This window comes from Natrialba sp. SSL1, from assembly GCF_001861355.1.
Classification (GTDB): domain Archaea; phylum Halobacteriota; class Halobacteria; order Halobacteriales; family Natrialbaceae; genus Natrialba.
The window spans coordinates 47,815-68,901 of record NZ_MASN01000048.1; the positions used below are offsets into that span (position 1 = coordinate 47,815).

Annotated in this window: 17 protein-coding genes and 2 pseudogenes; 10 read left to right on the top strand and 9 right to left on the bottom strand. The window is 53.9% G+C overall.

Annotated features, from left to right (window positions below; translation table 11 throughout):
- The first annotated feature begins 77 nt into the window (after positions 1 to 77).
- From BBD46_RS23235 to BBD46_RS16725, 4 genes and pseudogenes are all read left to right on the top strand, one after another.
- The gene (locus BBD46_RS23235; RefSeq protein WP_253184588.1) at positions 78 to 245 is read left to right on the top strand and encodes a hypothetical protein; all 168 of its coding nucleotides are present in this window, start codon (positions 78 to 80) and stop codon (positions 243 to 245) included.
- Positions 246 to 487: 242 nt separating this feature from the next.
- Positions 488 to 5,212: a DUF4011 domain-containing protein gene (locus tag BBD46_RS16720; RefSeq protein WP_216094833.1), complete on the top strand. Its 4,725-nt coding sequence runs from the start codon at positions 488 to 490 to the stop codon at positions 5,210 to 5,212.
- A gap of 144 nt (positions 5,213 to 5,356) precedes the next feature.
- A pseudogene (locus tag BBD46_RS23575) lies at positions 5,357 to 5,692 on the top strand (PD-(D/E)XK nuclease family protein); the annotation flags it as partial.
- A gap of 52 nt (positions 5,693 to 5,744) precedes the next feature.
- On the top strand, positions 5,745 to 6,785 hold the full coding sequence (locus BBD46_RS16725) for a hypothetical protein (RefSeq protein WP_071402824.1): 1,041 nt from the start codon (positions 5,745 to 5,747) through the stop codon (positions 6,783 to 6,785).
- A gap of 16 nt (positions 6,786 to 6,801) precedes the next feature.
- On the opposite strand, the gene BBD46_RS16730 is transcribed toward BBD46_RS16725, so the two are convergent.
- The 3 genes from BBD46_RS16730 to BBD46_RS16740 form a co-directional block, all read right to left on the bottom strand.
- Positions 6,802 to 7,413: a hypothetical protein gene (locus BBD46_RS16730; RefSeq protein ID WP_071402825.1), complete on the bottom strand. Its 612-nt coding sequence runs from the start codon at positions 7,411 to 7,413 to the stop codon at positions 6,802 to 6,804.
- Between the two features lie 45 nt (positions 7,414 to 7,458).
- Positions 7,459 to 9,315: a pentapeptide repeat-containing protein gene (locus BBD46_RS16735; protein WP_139173668.1), complete on the bottom strand. Its 1,857-nt coding sequence runs from the start codon at positions 9,313 to 9,315 to the stop codon at positions 7,459 to 7,461.
- A gap of 262 nt (positions 9,316 to 9,577) precedes the next feature.
- Positions 9,578 to 10,282 (bottom strand): hypothetical protein, encoded by a 705-nt coding sequence (locus BBD46_RS16740; protein WP_071402827.1) that lies wholly within the window; start codon positions 10,280 to 10,282, stop codon positions 9,578 to 9,580.
- A gap of 218 nt (positions 10,283 to 10,500) precedes the next feature.
- On the opposite strand from BBD46_RS16740, the gene BBD46_RS16745 reads away from it, so the two are divergent.
- The 3 genes from BBD46_RS16745 to BBD46_RS22320 all read left to right on the top strand — a co-directional run bounded on the left by BBD46_RS16745 (position 10,501) and on the right by BBD46_RS22320 (position 12,132).
- Complete coding sequence (locus BBD46_RS16745) at positions 10,501 to 11,241, top strand: DUF6293 family protein (RefSeq protein WP_071402828.1); 741 nt, start codon at positions 10,501 to 10,503, stop codon at positions 11,239 to 11,241.
- A 50-nt stretch (positions 11,242 to 11,291) separates the two neighbouring features.
- Positions 11,292 to 11,732, top strand: coding sequence for a DUF1810 domain-containing protein (locus tag BBD46_RS16750; RefSeq protein WP_071402829.1), 441 nt, complete (start codon positions 11,292 to 11,294; stop codon positions 11,730 to 11,732).
- Positions 11,733 to 11,832: 100 nt separating this feature from the next.
- Positions 11,833 to 12,132 carry a hypothetical protein gene (locus BBD46_RS22320; RefSeq protein ID WP_139173670.1) on the top strand — a complete coding sequence of 100 codons (300 nt, stop codon included), beginning with the start codon at positions 11,833 to 11,835 and terminating at the stop codon, positions 12,130 to 12,132.
- A gap of 112 nt (positions 12,133 to 12,244) precedes the next feature.
- On the opposite strand, the gene BBD46_RS16760 is transcribed toward BBD46_RS22320, so the two are convergent.
- The 4 genes and pseudogenes from BBD46_RS16760 to BBD46_RS16775 form a co-directional block, all read right to left on the bottom strand.
- Positions 12,245 to 12,556 (bottom strand): hypothetical protein, encoded by a 312-nt coding sequence (locus BBD46_RS16760; protein ID WP_071402831.1) that lies wholly within the window; start codon positions 12,554 to 12,556, stop codon positions 12,245 to 12,247.
- Between the two features lie 90 nt (positions 12,557 to 12,646).
- Positions 12,647 to 12,922: a PadR family transcriptional regulator gene (locus BBD46_RS16765; RefSeq protein ID WP_071402832.1), complete on the bottom strand. Its 276-nt coding sequence runs from the start codon at positions 12,920 to 12,922 to the stop codon at positions 12,647 to 12,649.
- Positions 12,923 to 13,243: 321 nt separating this feature from the next.
- Positions 13,244 to 13,714 (bottom strand): annotated as a pseudogene (locus BBD46_RS23580) (hypothetical protein); the annotation flags it as partial.
- An 84-nt stretch (positions 13,715 to 13,798) separates the two neighbouring features.
- Entirely contained in the window at positions 13,799 to 14,725 is a 927-nt protein-coding gene (locus tag BBD46_RS16775; RefSeq protein WP_071402833.1) for a helix-turn-helix transcriptional regulator, read from the bottom strand.
- Between the two features lie 138 nt (positions 14,726 to 14,863).
- Here BBD46_RS16775 and BBD46_RS16780 point away from each other — a divergent pair, with 138 nt between their 5' ends.
- Both BBD46_RS16780 and orc4 read left to right on the top strand, forming a co-directional pair.
- Positions 14,864 to 15,187 carry a hypothetical protein gene (locus tag BBD46_RS16780; RefSeq protein ID WP_071402834.1) on the top strand — a complete coding sequence of 108 codons (324 nt, stop codon included), beginning with the start codon at positions 14,864 to 14,866 and terminating at the stop codon, positions 15,185 to 15,187.
- A gap of 642 nt (positions 15,188 to 15,829) precedes the next feature.
- The gene (orc4, locus tag BBD46_RS16785) at positions 15,830 to 17,062 is read left to right on the top strand and encodes a DNA replication protein Orc4 (protein ID WP_071402835.1); all 1,233 of its coding nucleotides are present in this window, start codon (positions 15,830 to 15,832) and stop codon (positions 17,060 to 17,062) included.
- Between the two features lie 137 nt (positions 17,063 to 17,199).
- Here orc4 and BBD46_RS16790 read toward each other — a convergent pair whose 3' ends face one another.
- Positions 17,200 to 19,368, bottom strand: coding sequence for a type B DNA-directed DNA polymerase (locus tag BBD46_RS16790; RefSeq protein ID WP_071402836.1), 2,169 nt, complete (start codon positions 19,366 to 19,368; stop codon positions 17,200 to 17,202).
- Between the two features lie 250 nt (positions 19,369 to 19,618).
- On the opposite strand from BBD46_RS16790, the gene BBD46_RS16795 reads away from it, so the two are divergent.
- A complete protein-coding gene (locus BBD46_RS16795) occupies positions 19,619 to 20,596 on the top strand; it encodes an IS1595-like element ISNasp1 family transposase (RefSeq protein WP_071402837.1) in 978 nt (325 codons plus the stop codon).
- 95 nt (positions 20,597 to 20,691) lie between these two features.
- Here BBD46_RS16795 and BBD46_RS16800 read toward each other — a convergent pair whose 3' ends face one another.
- Positions 20,692 to 21,069, bottom strand: coding sequence for a hypothetical protein (locus BBD46_RS16800; protein ID WP_071402838.1), 378 nt, complete (start codon positions 21,067 to 21,069; stop codon positions 20,692 to 20,694).
- Between the last annotated feature and the right edge of the window lie 18 nt (positions 21,070 to 21,087).

The window sequence follows — 21,087 nt, forward strand, 5'->3', positions numbered from 1 at the left end:
CTATAGAGTGTTATACGTGGCACTCGGACAACGTGGTTACGCCGGGTATTATGCACTGGGTGGGCCAATAGATCGATATGGAACAGCAGTGGGGCGAATTTGCGACCGACATTCGATCAGGCGATCCTGAGCAAGTCAACAAGGTGGTCGACAACATTGAGGAGTTAGATCTCGAGGAACAGATTGAATTGTGCAAGATCTGTTTTGGCGAGTTGACCGCCATCTACGCCGACAGCGAGGATTGATACGTTCGACAGTCGACCGTCCGCGTTGCAGAGCGACTGACACCAAGGATCGCACTGGTGTTCGCCGTCGCTGAGAGCGACCGATCGATCGAGGCAGATATCAAGACTGTTCACGAACAGACTGACGCAATTGGTGGCTTCCTGCTGGAGGCATTGACGGACGAGGACGGTCGTGTCAGGTTTGTAAAGAGAGCTACATTAGTCGACTTTGAGACAATCATATTTATAACCGATAAGACCTAGTGACTATCCAGTCTAATGGTAATGCGGATGAGAAGTATTCTGCAGATAGTAATTGGGATGTAAATATGGGCGGGGACCAACTTGATAAGAAAATAGACAGCTGGAAAGAACAATTAATTGATTTAACACGACGGAATAACATGGTCGACTTTCGCGCGACCAAAACAAAATCGCTTCCCACACAAGCAACGAATTGGAGAACCGTCGTAGATCGATTAGCCGATGATGACACCCTCTATATCTATCGGCCACGGATTCTTTCGGACTCAGAAGAGACCGAGATCGAACTCGTTCCTGACTCTTCAGATGATACAGAGCTAATTCCGACACGCGAACCGGATGAAGCTGAGAATTCCCTCTACAATATTGCGCTCAATCAACGGAAGCACCTGCAAGAAAAGGGTGTCGACTCGCTCTATCTTGTATTTGGAATGTTCGAGTGGTTCAGTGTCGACTACAGTGATACGAAACTGCGGTCTCCGCTCTTTCTCGCTTCTGTCTCAATCGATCGAGAAACAGTCTCCGATCCAAATCGTCACGACTACGTCATTACATCCGATGATGAGGTGATCATCAACCCGGCTTTACGGAAGAAACTAACAAGCGAGTTCGGGATTTCGTTACCTGGCGACGAAGCATTTGGTCTGGATAATCTTACAGAGACAGCTGCGGAGATCGAATCTCTTATTGATGGGAGAGATCGCTGGCAAACCACTGACGATGTTATCCTCGGTATCTTTGATTTTGCGAAGCTGAGTCTCTACAATGACTTAGAGGAGAATCGCGAAGCAATAAAATCAAATTCAATTATTCAGGCACTCAATGGAGACCAGTCCTCTCTCAATACCAATATTGGTGATGTACCGACTGCAGAGACGCTCGATCAGCAGGTTGATCCAGTTAATACATACCAAGTCCTCGAGGCAGACTCAAGCCAGCAAGAAGCCATTGAAGCAGCAAAATCCAGTGTCAGTTTTGTACTTCAAGGGCCACCGGGGACTGGAAAGAGTCAAACGATCGCAAACATCCTTGCGGAGAAACTCGCCGCTGGAGAACGTGTCCTGTTCGTCAGTGAGAAGCAGGCTGCACTCGACGTTGTAAAGAGCCGAATGGACGAAGTCGGACTCGGACGGTTTTGTTTGTCCGCCCATGGGCAAAAGGCAACCAAAGACGATATTCTGAGCAGTCTCGAGACGGAACTAAATGCCTCGCCAGTTAAGGAACCACGTGAACGCTCGAAAGAGCTTGGGAAACTCCGAAAACGACGTACAGAACTCAACGAGTATGGAGAACTCATCCACGAGAAAATAGGTTCGAGATCGGTTACTCCTTACGAAGCCCACGGAATTCTCTCGGCTGTCGATGACGCACCTCGGACGTCGTGGTCACTCGATGACACACTTGGAGTTACAGGCACAGAGTATGATCGAGTAGTTGATCAGCTAAACCAACTTGAGGAATTTGAAACGGAGATTGAGGAGTACGACTCACATCCATGGCGCCATACGACTATTTCGAACTGGCAAGTCGATACCGCCGATCGGATGCGCGACTCGATTGAAGCTCAAAAACGGGTATTAGGCGACTTATCTACGTTTTCTGAACGGTTGGGAAAAATATTAGGGCATGAGATCGACTCAATCAATCAACTTGAAGATGTCGTTACAACGCTCGAATTACTTCATGAGCGACCTCCGATTGAATGGCAATCTCGATACTTCGAAACGGATTTTTATCGATCTGAACGACAGCTAACGGGATTAAAAGAGCACTGTATTCGAATCCATGAACTCGAGGAGGATCTCCTCGAAACATATGACCGCAGTTATCTCTCAGAAGATGGGCAAGAGCTCTCTCGAGAGCTGAATGAGTATGGACTTCTCCGTTACATTAGTCCGTCGTATAGACGTCTCAAACAACGGATTCTCGAGCACGCTGATTCGGACTATTCACCTGGAATCGACGAACTTCAATCAGATGCGAAAGACCTAGCGGAGCTCCAGACAGCGAAGGAGGAACGACGAGAATACGAGTCGTTGATTGACCAACTTGGATATCTATACGAAGGAACGGATACTGATTGGGAGCAGATTGAGACTGTTCAATTGTGGGTCCAAGATGTCGAATCTGTAGACGTGATTGATACTGATCGTATTCGTGGGCTTCTTACTGAGGATTCGCTCGATGTTTCGAATCTCTTAGAGACCGGAAAAGAACTTCTGAGAGAGTGGGAAAACGCATCTACATACTTCCGGAATTCGATGGATGCCGATTCCATAACCACAGTTGCTGGCTCGAGTCTTTACGGTGCTTCTCTTGAGGAGACCGAGTCTCAACTCAGTGCGTACGAGGAAGAGTTAGGCCGTCTCCAGAGCTGGATCCGCTTTAAACAGAAGTTCGAAGAAGCAAAAAAAGGGTTTGCTAAAGGGTTCGTCACCGAGTACGTTACAGCAGATTATCCGCCTGATCGACTTGTGGATGCGTTCAAACGGCAATTCTACACGGATTGGATCAATGCCGTCTATACCGAGACAGCGCTCGGAGACTTTAGCGCCACTGAACAGGAGAAACGGCTAGAGGAGTTCCGTCGATTGGACAAGAAACAACAGGAGTTGGCGAAAGTCGAGATTCAACACCGAGTAACGAGTCGGCGACCAACGATGTCGCTTGAGCACGCCAGTAGCTCCCAGCAAGTGCTTCTTCGTCGGGAGATCGAAAAGCAACGGAATCGCAAGCCGTTGCGTCAACTCTTCGATGAAGCAGGCGACATGATCACTCGTCTCAAGCCGTGTTTTATGATGAGTCCACTGGCAGTCGCTCAATATCTGAAGACGACATCTATCGACTTTGATGTCGTTATTTTCGACGAGGCATCGCAGATCATGCCACATGATGCAGTCAGTAGTCTAATTCGGGCAGATCAGGCGATCATCGTCGGTGACACGAAACAGCTCCCACCGACTGATTTTTTCAATGCATCCGTCGAGAGCGATGACGACGTTCGCGAGGATCTCGAGAGTATCCTTGATGAAGCTGCAGCTGTCTTACCTGAGAAGCATCTTCGATGGCACTATCGTAGTCGCACGGACGAGCTTATCGAATTCTCCAATCAAAAGTACTACGCAGGTCGGCTTCGCACATTCCCTGAGAACGAACCGGAGACACCGACAGGCATCGAATTCGATTATTGCGAGGATGGACTCTACGATCGAGGCGGATCCCGTCAGAACGTCCCTGAAGCCGAGCAGGTCGTCGATCGCATCGTCGAACATGCATCCGAGTATTCAGACAAAAGCCTGGGCGTAGTTGCGTTCAGTGCTGCTCAAGAGCAAGCAATTCGGGATACGATCGAGAAGCGGCGAGAACAGAGCCCCACGCTTGATCGGTTTATCGACGAGGATGACGCTGTCGAGGGATTCTTTGTAAAGAATCTCGAGGCCGTTCAAGGGGACGAACGCGATGTGATGTTGTTCAGCGTTGGCTACGGTCCAGACGATGCTGGGAAGCTGACGATGAACTTCGGCCCCCTCAACAATAATGGCGGGGAACGTCGACTGAACGTCGCTGTCACACGAGCGAAAGAGCGAGTTATCGTTGTTTCGTCGATTCAGCCGAACGAGATCGATACTAGTCGGACAGATGCAAGGGGTGTCATCGATTTCAAAAAATACCTCAAGTATGCGAAGAAAGGCGAGCGTGTGTTGGTTCGGGACGACGAGGCCACTGAAACGCTTGAATTTGACTCTTCCTTCGAGGAAGCCGTCTACACTGCATTAGAAGAGGAGGGGTATGACGTAGTCACCCAGGTCCAGAGTTCAGGGTACAGCATTGACCTCGCGATCAAACATCCTGAGCGACCTGGAGAGTTCATCCTCGGTGTTGAGTGCGATGGTGCCGCTTATCACTCCTCGCGTACAGCTCGTGATCGTGACCGAACTCGGCAGATGGTTCTTGAAGACCTTGGATGGACGATCCATCGCATCTGGTCACCAGATTGGGCCTCGAACAAGGATGGAGAGCTTCAAAAAATTCGAGAGAAATTCGACTCACTAACAGCGGGGGACCAGCCAACCTCGTCGGTGGATGTTGAAGTGGAGTCAGTCGATGCCAAAACAACTGAAAATCCGACGCACGACGGCGGGCATCCTGACTTCGTTCCGTATCATGAACCAACAGCCAACCCAAGGGCAGTAGACAGTTTCAACGATCTGTCTTCGTATCGAGTACAGTCGAAACTTTCGGAGGTTGTAAACGAGTATGGACCAATTGAGAAGGAACAGGCCTACCGAATTCTTCTTGACGGCTGGGGGATCAGCAGACTAGGGAAACGGATTCATCGATCGCTAGAAAGCACTACTCGAGGGTTACACGGCCAGCAATTGTACGCTCATGATGGATTCCTCTGGCCAGAGAATCCAGTTGAACCAATTACTGTTCGCGTAGCGAATGGCGGAGATCGACGGGATATCGAAGAGGTTCCGATAGAAGAGATCGCAAAAGCTGCATACGTTATTCTCAATAATGGCTTGGAAATATCTAGGGAGGATCTCGTTCTCGAAACGGCACGTCAGTTGGGCTATAGTCGAATTGGTTCGAATATTGAATCTCGAACCGAACAGGCAATTGATCTATTAGAGGAAGTTAACGCGATAGATAGTGATGATCGACTTCGATGTGTAGATGTCGATATTGATAGTGTGCTCCAATATCAGATATATGATTGATTCTGTAACTTAAGAATTTGGACAACGGCTGTAAAGCCGCTCTCCTTTACTGTGACGGATTCGACGTAGAGATTATCGCGTACTTCGATGAGGTACGAATCATCTTCCACTGCTAATAAATCATCTTTCGCTCAGTTCAAAACGCTCATCGACGACCTTCTGGGCGAATTGCACGTCGAGGAGCAAGTCACGCTTCCGCTCGAGGTCGACGACCAGCGTGTCACGATCTCTGGTATCGCTGACCTCGTTCACGAAACGGAGACACAGGTCAAGATCATCGACTACAAGACCGACAGTACCCGACGAGCACAGTCGGAATATCAGAAGTAACTTAGCGTCTACTACCACGTCCTCTCCGAGTGGTTCAAAGCGAAAAACGTCACGGTGAGTCTATTCTACACGACCGACGAAACTCGAGAACCGATTGAGTTACATTCACTCGACGAGCTCCGTGATGTCATCCGAAGAGATAGCGATTAGAGACAATCATCAAAACCGATGTGATTATTGAACAACAAGCTGATTTCCAGATATGATGCGTATTGACTCGGAGGACGAAACGACGTCCCTAGTTCGTACTTCTATCGCTGAACAGGATTACCTCGAGGACGATCTCCGCGAGTGGATACTCGACGCTTCACAGCAGATCCTCGGCGAGAACGTCCTCATCATCGGACGAGAAGTCACTGTCAAGGACATCCGTGACGCGATCGATCTACTGGCTATCGATCGGGATGGCAACGTCGTCATTATCGAACTGAAACAGGGTCGCATCACGGGGAACGTCGATTTCCAGGCGCTCAAATACGCCGCATACACCTCCCACTGGAACTACGAGCAACTTCGCAGTCAGTTCGAGAGCTTCAAATCGACCAGCTGGGGGCAGTCGATATACAACGAGGAGACGACTTTTGCAGAGGCGCTTGACGAGTTCTGCAACGACGACTACGAGTTAAATCAGGATCAGCGGATCCTGCTGGTGGGTGAGTCTCTGGCGGAACGGCTCGATCTCGTGGCCCGGTGGCTCAGCGATCGGAACATAGACATCACCGTCGTGGAGGTACAGCTCTTCGACGACGAGGGGCAACTGTACCTCGATGCTGAGCAGACGGTACCCATACCGAATCAAACAGTATCCGAAGTCAGCCCGGATACATCGGAAGAACCGTGGAAGAGCGACGGGCGTACCTGGCACCTCAATGAGGTCTCAAGCGAAGCAGCTGCCGAACTGCTCGAGGAGGTCGTCGCTGCCTTCGCGGAGATCGAAATCCTGAATGGCCCTCATTGGGGCCAGAAACAGTACGTCTCGTTCAAGCAAGACAGAAAGAATCGAGTTATCGCCCGCACTCAGAAGACGCTATTCAACGTCGAAATCTACGATGTTCCAGCAGGGAAAGTCGATACTGAGGAACTTGCCAACTCCCTGAACGTGTCGACAGAAGATATACGAGCAGAAGAAGATGAACTCCGGGGAGGACGTCCAGGAGTTCGAATCACCTGTCATAGTAATCGAGGTATCGACGTAACTGCTCTTGCAGCTGAAACACAAAAGTTGCTCACAGTTAGTCAGTAACCTAATACGAGAACCCTCACTGGTGCTGAAGCGGACCAGGCCGATCAAAGTCGACTGAGGGATACGTTTCGGGACACTCAGGACCAGTCAACAGAACGTTCGTTGGCTGCTCAAGTGGGACTGGCAGATCAATACTTGCGGTGCCAGCCTCAACTGCGTCCACGAAATCCCAGGGAAGATAGTGTGTCCACCCGTCTGGCTCGAGGTCAGAGAGATCGACATCGTCGACGACGATGAGTCGGTACGTCTCGGATGATGTCGCCAACTGATCGTAGATTGCTTGGATGAGTCGAAGCCCCTCCCGACGACCGGGTAATCGAGCTGCAACAGGAACCTGCGAGTGGAATTGCATCGGATCTTCGGGAAGGGTGAGATATCGCCAGCAAGAAATTGCCTCGCTAATACCGGGTATCGATGCTTCTTCCCGTAACGTCTGGTTCCCCGTCGCCCAGACGTCGACCTCCGGAACCTCGTGTGCCAGGTATTTGACCCACGAAAGTGGAACAGCCTCTCTGTCTGGATGTGGATTGACGCTGACTGTGTGGTCTCTGTCGAAGCAAACGACCGCCGTTGGGACTGGGCCGGTTCGATCCGTATCGCTCGACTTGGTGTGTGAGTTGGAAGTCATGGGTATTCTGAGATGACTGCAACTGGTGTTGTGGTCTACTCATCACTACGTGTCGAGGTGTGAGATTCCGATAATAGCCGGAAGGCAGTCCGATTGCAACGGATTCTCTTCTTCCTGTTGATCATACCGTGCAATCTGTACCATCAGGCGTCGCAGGATGGCGTTCCGAAATTCAGTGTGTGTCGCCACAGAAACGTCCGAGTCGAGTACATCAGCACTGGCGGGAACGGCCACAAGATGATCGAGGTGGTCGAATTCGGACTCTAGGTGGCTACATTCGATCTGTGAGTCTTTCTCGACGATAGTGTACGCTGCGATCAGTGACGTTTCCTCGAGGAGACCCTCCGGTTTCTCGGCATCGCCGTCGATCGCGAGTCCAACGACATATACAGCCGGAATCTCATCAGTATCGACTTCGACTGCGGCTGTTCGAGCCAGTTTGAGACTGTGGTGGAACAGTCCGTACCAGGTTTCGTGATCGAGGTTTTTGAGAGCGGTTACGAGCGCTTTCGTGCGAGCAACGTTCGGTTCGATGAGCCGAGCTGCCTGTGCAGGAACGACGATATCTCCTGAAAGAGCATCAAGGGGGACCGTCGTCCCAACGTTGTCGAGTTCTTCGGGTCGGGCCACGATCAGGGGGCCCTCCGCTCCCTCCACTGAACGAGAGAAATCCGCGGCGTCGAGATCGGGTTCCACTGCGAATCGGGCATCGTCGAATGTCGGGCGAACGAGGAACTCCGTTTCATCGAACGAGACGTCCGACAGGAATTGGCACCCTGTGAAGTCCGGATCACCGGCGAACGACGCGGAATCAAAGCGGGCTGTTCCACCGAACTCCGTGTGTCTGAATACCGCTTGTGCGTCGAATTGAACGCTTCGGAAATCCGCGTCGCCGGCGAGTTCGGCACCGAACTGGAAGTGATCGATCGTGGCCCCCCTGGCGTCAATGTCACCGTCAATCGTCGATCCGTGGAAAAACAGCTGGGACGTAGAGCAGGCGTTTCGAACGACGACATCGCTCCCGAACGTGGCATCCCGAAGATGAGTCAGATCCTCGAATCGGGCTTCCTCGAAGTCGACAGCTCCCTCGAAGGTACCGTACGTGAACCAGACCTCGTCCTCGAATGTACTGTCTGTAAACGAGAGTGAGTCCCCGAAGTTGGCAAACGAAAACGAGGTGTAGCCTTCGAAAGTACCCTGATCGAATGAAGCATCTTCACTGTAATGGCGGAAATCCTCGAAATCCACGTCGTTCCCGAACGTTACCTGGGATGCGTTCAGTGAACCGGTAGCGACTGCATGACTGCAGGAGACGTCACCGTCGACTTCGATCCCAGATAGCGTGAGGTCCCGGTCGAACGACGCCCCAGTGAGTCGAAACTCGCCAGCGAAAGTACTGTCGGCGAACGACGCCTCGTCCGTGACAGCAATCATCGCAAAATCGGCGAGCAGGCCCCACTCGACCCGCTCACACGAGAGTGCACCGTCGAACTCCGATCTGGCGAATCTAACGTTGGCACTGAACGTCGCCGCGTCGAACACCGCCGGTCCGTCTACCAAGAGGTCCCTCGCGTCGACGAATCCGGCGTCGAGTCCGTTAGCGACCAGCCCACCATCGAATTGTGCGTGAGAGAGCAGTGTCTGTCGACCGATCTTCGCCCCCGCCAGGTTAACCACACGTTCGAACCGTGCGCCACGAGCGTCAAGCGCGCCCGTAATAGCAACATTCCCGAGGAGAAGTGGTACTTTGATCGTCGCATTCGAGAGATCGAGATCACCGTCGATAGTCGCCCCCCGAAGATCGATCGGTTCGCCGGTAGGAGTCTCGAGGACTCGTCCCGAGAGATCGACGGACTCGAGACGACCACCTGCAAATGTCGCTTCCTGATCCGGTTCGGACACTGCTTCGAGAAACGTATCAGTGACTGTACTCGGTGGATACTCGCCTTCTGTCGTGTGGAACAGGCAGCGGTCGTCGTCGCTGGATACGGGCTGATGCGGACAGTGATCGGGTTCTGTAACAGGGAATGGGCCAACCGCTACCGGCGCTGTCTCGCTTAGTGATCGATACTGGTACGCACAGTGAGAATTTCGGGTCATGGTTGAATCAGTATGGAGAGGGCTGCTGGTCAAACGAGCAATACAACAAAGTCGATGGATCGGATCAGTGCGTGTTCGAGAGTGATTCGGTTTCAGAAAACGTCCACCAGGCGATCTGATCGATTTCGATCATCGAGTACGTCGAATGAGTTGCTAGCCAGCGGCATGAGTCAATTAGGGCGGCGTCCGAAGATGAGTTCACGTTGAACTCGGAATATTCGGTCTCGAGTTCAGTGATGAATTTCTCTACCTGGATGTCCGGCTTGACGGTGTCGGCTCCAGCGATCATCCGCAAATACTGGAACGTAGCGGGGCCAATTCCGTAGACATCTCCGACCGGGTCAGATCGGTACTGGTTCGGGTCAGCGTTTGCTGCCCACGTCTGAAGCAGGTCTAGATCGTCTGCGTCTGGCGCTGCGTTCTCGAGTAATGCAGCAGCGACGTCATAGACGGCATTCGGATGGCCGATCGTGAAACTCTCGGTAAACTTTGGATCATGTTCCAACTCGGCAAGATCAGCCAGTGATTGTACCTTACCCGAGTTGATGAATTGGTCACGGAACGATTCGACGTTTGGTTTGACGATGTTTTCATAGTTGAGTCCGGTCACAGATCCGGCTGCGTCGGCGATGATCACTTTTGGATCTGACCCGGTCCAACGGTCGAAGTTCTGGAACTTGGCGGCGTATTCGCGATACTGCGGGGCATTGTCGGCGTATTTGTCGAGGATTCGTTGTACTGTCTCGTCGATGGAAGTAGGGCCCGTCATTGAAACACCTCGTCGCCCGGACTAACAGGTGACGAATACCTATTGGATGTAGAAGATAATAAATGTAATTGTTAACTTAGAATTGTTAGTTTTTGACCGAGGCGTAGATCACAGGGGGGAAGAAAAGAATCAACGCGGTTTTCCGGCATATACTACTGAAGTAGATTCAATAACATTACTGCGTTAGATTGAATAGTATTCAACGAGAGGTGGGACTGATGAACGTTGCCGACCGGGTACAAATTGTACCGCTCGGGTACGAGCGAGAGCGTGTGAAAGAACCAATCTACCGATTCAACGCCGATAAAGTAGTCCTGCTCCGTCAGGACAACAGTACTGATCACGAGACAGAGTACCAACGCAATCTTGTCTCCGAGTTAGCGGACAACGACCGAATCGAACTCGAGACAACGGAGTGTGACTTTTTCGATCTCGAAAGCGCACTACGGGCACTCACAAGGACAATCCGTGACCACGACAATCACGACGTTTACGTGAATGCGTCGACCGGAAGCAAAATCACTGCTATTGCAGCTGTGGTTGCATGCCAAAATCTAGATGCTACACCATTCTACGTCCGGCCCGAATTCCGCAATGACGACGGGAAACTCGAGCCACCGGCAGAGCCGCTTGTGAGTGACGTGGGTGAAATTACGGATATACCGGTTTTTAGCCTCGAAAAGCCCTCTACAAACCAGTTACAAATTCTCTCATACCTTGCTGAAGAAGATGGGGCTACGAAGAAGGAACTGATAGCGTTCAGCAAGTCACGGGAGTTCGATTTCATCGTCAATTCAGAAACGACGTCCCAAGAAGGACTGTACAGGCTTCTCGAGACACATATTATCGACCCACTCCAGTCGGAGTCATTTATCACTGTAGAGAAGGATGGACGGACGAAGCGAGTGTATCTCGCTGATCGTGGAAACGAAGCTCTCCAGATTTTCCAGCCCGAGTGATTTGGCAGACAACTTTACGAACCTTCCTTCTGAAAACGAGATACGAGCGAATGACAAACGCCGACGATCCATACAACCTACAACGGTTTGTCGAAGCCCAGGATCCAGTCATCGAAGAGGTCAAGGAAGAACTTCGATCAGGGCGCAAGCGTACCCACTGGATGTGGTACATTTTCCCACAGATAGAGGGACTCGGCAGCAGTCAGATGGCACAACGCTACGCGATATCGTCACAGGATGAAGCCGAAGCATATCTGGCATACCCGATACTTGGGTCACGTCTATGTGAATGCACAACAATCGTGAATGCTGTAGAGGGACGCTCTGTAAACGAGATATTTGGATCCCCAGACGACCTGAAATTCAGGTCCTCTATGACACTCTTCGAGACGGTCGCCGACGATCCGACACCGTTCAGAACGGCCCTCGAGCAGTATTACGAGAATAATCGTGATTCGAAAACGCTAGAACTACTCAAAGACAGTAGATAGTTCAATCAATGCGTTCACAGGTATTTGCAGATTGTGAACCAAGAGATTTCTCTCAGATTATGGTCAAAAAGTACTAATCGATATGTCATCAGTTCAGAGCATGGACAGAGATCCATTCTGGGAAGCTTTGGAAGTGAAAGTAGGCGACAAATTTCGGCTCGAAGCAACGAGTAGAGACGAGATTGAGGGGAAAGCACTGGATCGGGTTGTTGATCCGGAGGCAGAAAAGGTCGTAATTCCATATCGTGGGCCAAGCGAACGGAAATATACACTGTACACTCTTACTCTGGATATCGGAGAACAAGAAGCGTATCATGCATATGGGCCACCAGAAAATACGCAGGCACGAGGGCGAGTGGAAGCCTTCGATCTTTTGGAAGACAGTCCCCACAATGCTTAGTTGATGGCTTGGCAGCGTTAACAGCGGTGACGGTTCTTAGTCAACTGCCACGGACCACCGCACCCGTGGCAGTTGACTGGTCCGTCTCCGAGAAAGTAGTTCTTCTCACAGGCTAACTACCATTGTTTTGGTCGGAAAGACCGTACTCGAGATGGACTGTCGGTATACTCTGTGGTTTCGATGCGGCAACACCGTTCCAACCGACGACATGGATATTTGCCATCTCTCCGGAGAAGCGAAACCGAAGTACACCAGTATCAATTGCCCCTTCTGCAGAGTGATCCGTGACGACTGTCACTTCCTCGAGGGGATCGTCACCGACTAGTTCGATATCGCCGTCGACAGTAATTTCGTAGTTCGATGGAACGCCACTACCTACGATAGTTACGAGATGTGGCAGGGTCTCGTCAGCCTTAGCAGACATATTTGGACGAGTCGATTCTGGTGTTGTAAGCCTTCTTTTCGATGGAATCGTAGGAACCAGTGAAGGTACGACGATCGAAACTATGGCCCTTCAGGCGTCTACGTACTGGTGTTCCCATTGTCGTCGGTTCTCGATCGCGTCCTCTCCTGATTCGGTGATGTCGTAGTAGTTGGTACGACGGTCGAGTTGACCCTTCTCGACCAGTTCCTTGTTGACCAGGGTGTCGAGATTTGGGTACAGCCGACCGTGATTGATTTCGGCACTGTAGTATGTCTCGATCTCGTCCTTGACGTCCTGTCCCGACGGCTGATCAGCACCTGCGATGACGTACAACAGGTCGCGCTGAAATCCAGTGAGGTCGTCCATCTTATGTGAGTCTTCAACGATCCTGTATTTGACTTCTTTTCATAGGTTCCTAAATGTGTTTATGGTATGAATGTCTTGTTGGATAGGAGCAGCTACTCACTCCCTCCACCGTTTCCGAAGCTTTCAACATGCAGGTGAATTTGACCTGGGTCGTCGAGCCGCGTAACAGCACCTCGAATCGATCGATTTCAGCCCACTCCTGGGCATCGCGAACGTGTCCCTCGATGACTGTCTCGACGCTTTTTCGCTCGCCAAGCTCGCCAGCGTGACGATAGCCGCCATCAGTTGCCGTTCTAGGCGACGGTGTTGGTAGTAATCTACTCAATAGGACCGGACTGTGTCACCATCTCGGTGGACCCGGTCGAACGTTGAGAGATACGCGAGCCGGTCGTGAACCTCGTCGGTATCCAGCTCCAGTTCGGCAGCCAGTCGTTGACGGTCATCGGCTCGTCGAGTGCCTGGAGGACTTCGAGCCCCGGTAGTACCGATTCGTGAGCTCCTGGACGCGGGCCTCGATCGGCGTGGTCACCCCGTACTGCTCCTCGAGTTCGATCAAGGCTTCGTTCGCGAACGTGCGAACTGATCGTCCCCCAGGCGTTCGATCTGGGCTTCGAGCTCATCCCGGACGACGTCGTAATCGAGGCCGGCCTGTACGAGCATATTCATGTCCTCGATGTCGTCGTCACGGCCCACAATCGCCTTGAACAGGAAGATATCCTCGGTTCTGACCGGCCGGACCGTCAGTCGCTCCAGGTTGAGGAACGGCTCGCTGCGCTCTTGCATGCCATCGGTGCAGGCAGACCGTGAGCGGTTCAGAGACCCCCGTCCCGATTCGCTGGAATTTGTTCTCGATTTACTCGCGTCCGAATGTTGGTCTTATTGTGGGAGTTGCACCACGTAGTCAGCCGCCAGCTTCTGGAACTCGTCCCACTCCGGGAGCCGGTCGTCGTCGACCTCGCCGTGCGTCTCGAGGTAGCGGAGCAAGGCGTCGATTTCGTCTTCGAGGTCATACTTCGCTGCCTGCTCTCGGAGATTTTCCTCGTCGACGTCGACATGGCTGAGCAGGAGCAGACAGTACGAGCGGTGTCGACTACCGTCGTCGATCAAGAGGGTATGACAGCAGAGCTCCGCCGTCGAGACTGCGTCGAGGTCCTCGGAGTAGACGTAGTAGCGGTGGCCGGTAAGCAGGAACTGGAGGTCAAAGGCCACGAATCGAGCAAGGCCGGTTTCATGGAACTCCTTTGCGTCGATATCCGTCTCGGCCTGGGCAAGGAATTCGTCGTAGTCCTCCCAGAGAATCGTACCCTTCGGGACCACGGCTTCGAGGCGGTGGCGATGCAGATGGTGTGCAAGTTCCCGAGCGAACTCGTGGAGGCGGTCGAAATCGGCGTTGAAGTCATAGCGGCTGTCGGCCGTTCCGACGAGCCCACGGTCGCGAAACCGCTTGAGGACGCGGTTGACCGTGTTGCGGTAGTTGTCGCTCTGGTCGGCGATCTCGGAGACGGTTCGCGGCTGGTCGAGATAGTACAGCACCTCGAGTGCCTTCCCGGTCAGCAGCTCGGGGAACTCGATGTGGGAGTGTTGGCGGACGAGGTCCTGGTAGAGCTCGACGGCGCGAGCATCCGACGGGACGACTCGTTTTCGACGGCCGTCGCGTTCCGTGTAGACGAGCCCCTTCTCGATGAGGTCGCCGACGGCACGGGAGAGGTAACTCTCGCTGTGGTCGAGCTTCGTCGCGAGCTCGGAGATCGTGTCGCCGCGGTCGACCGTAGCGAGGACCTCGAGTTCAATGCGCCGGAGCACGGTGTAACATAGTACGAAACTGGTATATAAAGAAGTTTCAAGTAGTGTTACAGCCAGCAATCGCGAGAACCGTCTCTGTCGTCTTAACCAACAAACCTATGGATTCGTGGGCCGTGTTGGTTAACACAAGAGTAGCCGATGTCCTACGAACCCCCGACTCCACCAGCGACCTTTACGACAGAAATTGTCAATACGCTCAACGAGTCGGACCCGGAGCAGCTCCGAGACGTTGCGACGTACGCTGAAGCGCTCGCCGAGCACAAAGAACGTGAGGCCCGTCTCGAGGAGTCGGCAGATCAAGAAGAAGTGGAGGAGTTGCCAGACGACCTACCGGACGACGTCCCCGCAAAGGCGACGGTCACGATCAAGGAGATCAATGATAATCGCTACTCCTACTGGCAGTGGCGGGAGGGAGAGAAGATTCGTTCTCAGTATAAGGGCCCGGTCAACCCGGACGAGTAAAACTCGATGAGGGAGGTCGATGAGGGAGGACACCCACCCCACGTTTCCGTCGTAACTGGATGTGGGTGGTGGGGGTGACGCTGATTTCGAAGGGGCCACACCCCCCGCGTTTCCGTCGTTTCTCCACGACGGCGTAGGGAGAGACTACGATAGTGCTATGCAGCCACTAATCATATTGACCTAGAACCAACCTAGACATGAACTAATTTCTGGGACACATAGATTAAAGTGGTATAGATGAGAAATGCTCATTAAGTGTACTTCAACAAAAGAGGGGACGAAGTACTTCGCCCCTCAGATGAAACAATCCTTTCCAGCTGCTTCTGTAGACGGCCAGCTTTGGACGGCTAGGCCGCTCTCGTCTTTGGTACCTCGTCGTGGACGTCCTCTTCGAGTCCCCTCCCCGCCTGTTCAGTGATTACGACGGAAACGTGGGGTGTGTGGGTTCGGGATTCGAAATCGAGGAAACGCTTCCGTCTATGGGTTTCCTCTCTCACGTCGGAAACGCGGCTATATTGTCAATGATCTAATTCCGCCGAATTACGGCATTTTCCGGCTGATATCGGACAAGAAACGTCGGAAACGTGGGGTGGCATTCTCCACTAGATTTATACTCTCCCCGCACACACCGTGTGATATTCAATGACGCCCAACTCTTCACCCAGTTCTGTCGACGATCCACTCTTTGAATCCGGGCATCGTATCTTCGCGAACAAGGATCTCCTGAAAATCGGCCACGTTCCCGAGGCTGACCGAATCGTCGGTCGCGACGAGGAAATCTCGAAGCTCGCGAAACGTCTCAACGGTGCTGTCCACGGATACTCCCCGGAGAACGTGATGATCTACGGGAAAACTGGGACCGGTAAATCTCTTGTTTCAAAACACGTCTGCCAACGAGCTCAAAATGCCGCTCAGGACGGCGTCGAGATTGGAACAGCGTATATCGACTGTGCTGAAGACAATACCGAGACCCAAGCAATCTCTTCACTTGCTGCGAAGCTGAACGATGAATCTTCGACTGGAATCACCGTCCCCTATACCGGCCTCAGTACGTCGAAATATTACAAACTCCTCTGGAAGACGCTCGATGCTCAATTCGATTCTGTGATCATCATCCTCGACGAGATCGACTTGATGAACGACGACAGCATGCTAATGAAACTCTCGCGTGCTGAGGAGGCAGGCAAAATCGACTGTAGCGTCGGTGTCATCGCGATCAGCAACAAGATCCAGTACGTCGACAACGTGAACGAGCGCGTGAAAAGCAGCTTCCAGCACAAGGAGTTGTTCTTCAAGCCATACGACGCCAACCAGCTCCGTGAGATTATGTTCAACCGCGAGGACGCTTTCCAGGACGGCGTCCTTTCCGAGGACGTGATTCCGCTCTCGGCTGCCTTCGCTGCGCAAGAACACGGCGATGCTCGGAAGGCGATCGATATTCTTCGCCACGCTGGGGAAGTTGCCTACGAGGCTGGAGCAGAGCGAGTGACAGAGGAACACGTCCGCCAGGCACAACAACACGCCGAAAAGGACCGGTTCAGAGAACTCGTGAACGGCGCACCCACGCAGGCGAAGGCGGCGTTGCTGGCGCTCACGGAACTGAGTATCAATAGTACCGACGATGCGTTCCTCACGAGTCGGGTGTACGACCAGTACGAACGCATCTGCAACCATCTCGACATGGACATCCTCTCCGTCCGTCGGTTCCGTGACATCCTGAAAGAGCAAGCCTTCCTCGGGGTTGTCGAAATCGAGAAGATCAACAAGGGGAGTGCGGGCGGCATCCACCTCCAGAACCGACTTATCGAGGATTCCCACGTCGTCCGCGAAACGATCCTCGAGGACAGCCGGATGCAGGACTGGACTCGCGAGTAGGGCCCCTACTACTGAGTGGCTGGGGACGACGGAAATCCGGGGTGGGGCGTGAGGAAACGACGGAAATGAGGGGGGTCGAAAATTACGTCGGAAACGTGGGGTTGGATCGAAACGACGGAAACCAGGGGTGGGGTCCACTACGACAATTCATCGATTGCCCCGAACGACCTCAAAACGGCATCCCTCTCACCGGAGAGCTCTCGGCGAATGTCGGATCGGTCCCACCCGAGCGGTGAAAGCACACTCTCAACAGCTCTGACGAGTTGCGTCTCGTAGTACGACGCATCGTACGACTCGATCTCCTCATGAGCCAACGCAACCCGTTCTCGAGAGCTCTTCTCGTCGTCGACGACTACGTACTCGATGACCTGTCCTGGGTGGACAGCGAGGTCCTGCTCTCGAGCCCGCTTCAGCGCCGCCACGTTCTGGGTGTTCTGCGTGTATCCCTCCAGTGGCTTGGAGACACGATTCCGTTCGACGAGTTGCTCGACCGACACCGTTCCAGCGTGGAGGCGCTTGATCGCGTCCTGAAGACAGTCGAGCACCGCGTCCGGTGACCGCGTGGCATCGAGCCGGTCGAGACAGTCCCGCTGGACGTCCTCGATGAACGGCGGGATCGAACGCTGTCGGGCTTCGATACCTCTGATCTTGAAGTCGTCGCCGCCGGCAACCTTCCCGAAGTATTTCGTCAACGCACCGGCGTCGCTCTCGCGCTGCGGGACGAACGCCACCCAGTCGTAGTGGGCTTCGTGTTCGAGCCGAATCTCGACGCGCTCGGTGATCTCCGCCGCGAGCGTCTCGAGGTTCTCGCGGTCATCGTCGTCGACGTCGGGGTCCGGGGTCACCCAGATGGAGTCAACGATGCCATGGACGACGCGCCAGCCGCCGGCTTCCAGTCGCTGTTTCGCCGTCAGCAGAATCTCGCGAGCGAACGCATTGATCGCCTCGTGGCACTCGATCCGGCCGAACTTCGCGTTGCTGAACCCCTGATAGCCGAAGCAGGCGACGAGGATCCATTTCAGCGCTCCCGACCGTCCCTCGAGTTGCGCCAGTCGGTCCTCGTCGGGGTCGTCTCGTTCCTTCTCGCGTCGGATGGCCGCCTTGATCTCGTCGCGAGCATCGATGATCGGCTGTAGCACGTCGACGAGGTAGCCCGGGTCGTCACAGATCGAGTACCCGAGGCCAGGGACATCCTCACGGTCACTGTGGCAGTCACACCGGATGACGTCCGGCGAAACGTTCCGGGTACAGATGATATTCGGATACAGGCTCGAGAAGTCGAGTTCGTGGACGTTCTCGTGAAGACCGACCTCGGGCGCGAAGATGAAGCCGCCGCGGTCGGCGTCGTGGAGTGTCTCCATCGACTTGTAGAACTCGTGGCGCCAGGAGTTCCACGGCACGAGGACGCCGCGGTCGTGGGCCTCACAGATCTGGATGGCGGTGAGCACGTTCCCGATCGACGCCCACGCAAGCTCTTGGACGGGCTTTTTCGAGCGCGACACAAGGTCGAGGACGCCGTCGAGATTCGTCTCCCCGTAGAAGAACGTGTTCGACTCGTCGATGATCGCCCGGCCGGGCACGTTGTACCGCGCCGGCGAGTGGCCGACGCGGCCGTAGCTCGAGTATGTCGACCGGCTCGCGAGCTGCTGGTAGTCGATGTTCGGCCACCGACTCAGCGAGAAGTCGTCGACGCTGGTGCCCGTCGCCATCTCGTACAGCGTCGGGACAATCTCGCTGGTCGAGCAGACCAGAATGTCTGGATCGTGTGCGTCGAGCGCCCCTTGGACGGCGGTCAGGATATCCGTTGGCGAGCCAATGACGGTGTCGCCGGCGACGGTCAGCTCCCCATAGATGTCGCTGCTCGTATCGGTCACCGGGACGCTGAGCCTGAGCGTCGACAGCTCGCCCGCCGGCGTCGGATTGACGCCGGTCTCCAGACAGTACCGGAACTCTCGCGAGAAGTCGACGTTGAAACAGGCGAGATCCCCAACTGGATAGTCCGACAGCTGGCGCGCCTGACGGGCGAGTGGAGTAACGCGATCGATGTGGGCGACGTCGACGGCGAGGACTGTTTCCTCGTCCTGTCGAAAGCCGGGGCGTCGCGTAACCATTTCGGTCGCGACGACATCCGGGTGCTGGTCGTATACCGACTGGAGCGTCGTGAGGTCGCGGTCGGCATCTGGGTCGCGAGGGGCCACGTAGAAGCGCGGAGTGTAGTCATCGCGCTCGGTCGCGACGGCGCTGTCAGCTGTCGTCTCCCATTCGAGGACCCGGCCGTCATTGAGGAAATCAAATGTGAACGGCATTTTCTATTTGTCACCCTCTAGTATAGGCACGCCAACGTACGCTCACCCGATAATTGACAGTGTGTCGCTTCCGGAATTCAAGGAATTTGTGTGACACGGCTGCGAAGGGCTTGGAAGGCAAATTTGGCCCTTTTCAACCATCTTCCGCAAACACTTCCGGGGAGTTGGTTCCTCTTCCCCGCCATCTCGCTCTTGTGTAGACCTACGGAAAGACCCTATAGTTACACTAAGCCAGCCATAATCTTGGAGTATGTCTTCTGCTCAGCCGGCGTTCGGAGCAATGTTTCGAGAGCTGATCGAGCTGGGCGTCGTCGAGATTGACACGGAGCCGCTCGATGCCCGCATCGAGCGGCGACTCAAGGAATTCTGGGAGAATACGTCCTGTCCACGGTGCGGGCACACCACCGTTCAAACGTGGCCACATCTCGACCGCGTGTGGTGCCGTAACTGCAATTTCAAGCCGGTCTACACCTACGGAACGCCGTTTCACGAGAAGCACCTCTCCAGTGGCGAGGTGCTTCTCGCGTTCACGCTCTACGCCGATACATTGCTCAGTATTAACCAGATCGCGTCCTTGCTCAGTCGGGCCTACAAAACCGTTCATACGGCGATTCGAGAGGTGGAAGCCGCGATCCATCGCGGCTTCCCCGTCGTCTGGAATCTCCTTGACCAGACCATCGATGGACCGTCACAAGTCGACGAATCTGGCACAGTCTGTTCGGGCTACAAAGGCCAAGAGCCGCCGCGGAACAGTCGTTCTCGCGGCGGCTCGTCTCAATCTGGCCGCTCACGCTGGCGGGGCCGCCATGGTGCTCAGTTGACGCTCGTCGCGGCGTGCCGCGACTCGCTTCGCGTGATCCGCGGCCAGCTCGGTATTGACTTCGGCGGTGATCTGAAACCAGTGATTCAGGAGGCTGAAGACCTCTCCCAGCGGCTGGGAGAGGTCTGGACCGACGGACTCCAAGCCTACAGAGAGATGGAGCGTGACCACCGAACAGTCGTACACAAAGAGAGATACGTATCGCCCGACGGCGTCCACATTAACCAGGCTGAGTGCCTCTTTTCGCTCGTTCAACCGTGGCTACGGAAGTTCCGCGGCCTGTCCAAGCAGGGCTTGGAACTGGCCGCTCACACCTTCGGTATCGTTCGCTCACTCACTCTGGCTGGCGAATCTGTCGAGTCAGCCATTGATTGTCTCGTTATCGGGGCATTCCACAGCTCTACATAAGAGCGCGCCATCTTAACCAACAATACCAACGCAGCCTACGACGTGTTGGTTAAGTCTACTGATTACGGAACCGAGGCGCTATATTCGATACGGATTCACCCGAGAACCTCGAGATCCTCGAATCCCAAAGCATGGAGTGTATAGTGACCAGGACTATCTTCGATCAGCTGTTTGAATGTCAGCTGGAGCGTGTTCTCCTGGTCCATCCGATGTGCTGTTTTGAACACGATGCGATCAGGCGGCACGATTTCGTCAGGTGGATCGAGACGCACTGTCCGATGAAATTCGATATGTCGGACCTCATCTCCCTTCCGGGGATCCTTTCTCTCTTCGTGTACACTTCCGACGGAGGTCTCCCACGGATTCGGAAACGCAACACCGCCAGCTTCAACCGGACTGCCCCCGGTAAGGTGGATCCGAATTCGATCTCCTGATTCCAAGTCGTTGATTCTCTGGAAGCGATCCGTTGCCATACGAAGGAGCTAGTACCC

Coding starts and splice junctions, on each gene's coding strand:
- BBD46_RS16725 (WP_071402824.1), top strand. CDS start 5,745: ATGATGCGTATTGACTCGGAGGACGAAACGACGTCCCTAGTTCGTACT.
- orc4 (WP_071402835.1), top strand. CDS start 15,830: ATGACGCCCAACTCTTCACCCAGTTCTGTCGACGATCCACTCTTTGAA.
- BBD46_RS16790 (WP_071402836.1), bottom strand. CDS start 19,368: ATGCCGTTCACATTTGATTTCCTCAATGACGGCCGGGTCCTCGAATGG.
- BBD46_RS22320 (WP_139173670.1), top strand. CDS start 11,833: ATGGACAGAGATCCATTCTGGGAAGCTTTGGAAGTGAAAGTAGGCGAC.
- BBD46_RS16780 (WP_071402834.1), top strand. CDS start 14,864: ATGTCCTACGAACCCCCGACTCCACCAGCGACCTTTACGACAGAAATT.
- BBD46_RS23235 (WP_253184588.1), top strand. CDS start 78: ATGGAACAGCAGTGGGGCGAATTTGCGACCGACATTCGATCAGGCGAT.
- BBD46_RS16765 (WP_071402832.1), bottom strand. CDS start 12,922: ATGGACGACCTCACTGGATTTCAGCGCGACCTGTTGTACGTCATCGCA.
- BBD46_RS16800 (WP_071402838.1), bottom strand. CDS start 21,069: ATGGCAACGGATCGCTTCCAGAGAATCAACGACTTGGAATCAGGAGAT.
- BBD46_RS16730 (WP_071402825.1), bottom strand. CDS start 7,413: ATGACTTCCAACTCACACACCAAGTCGAGCGATACGGATCGAACCGGC.
- BBD46_RS16745 (WP_071402828.1), top strand. CDS start 10,501: ATGAACGTTGCCGACCGGGTACAAATTGTACCGCTCGGGTACGAGCGA.
- BBD46_RS16795 (WP_071402837.1), top strand. CDS start 19,619: ATGTCTTCTGCTCAGCCGGCGTTCGGAGCAATGTTTCGAGAGCTGATC.
- BBD46_RS16750 (WP_071402829.1), top strand. CDS start 11,292: ATGACAAACGCCGACGATCCATACAACCTACAACGGTTTGTCGAAGCC.
- BBD46_RS16760 (WP_071402831.1), bottom strand. CDS start 12,556: ATGTCTGCTAAGGCTGACGAGACCCTGCCACATCTCGTAACTATCGTA.
- BBD46_RS16740 (WP_071402827.1), bottom strand. CDS start 10,282: ATGACGGGCCCTACTTCCATCGACGAGACAGTACAACGAATCCTCGAC.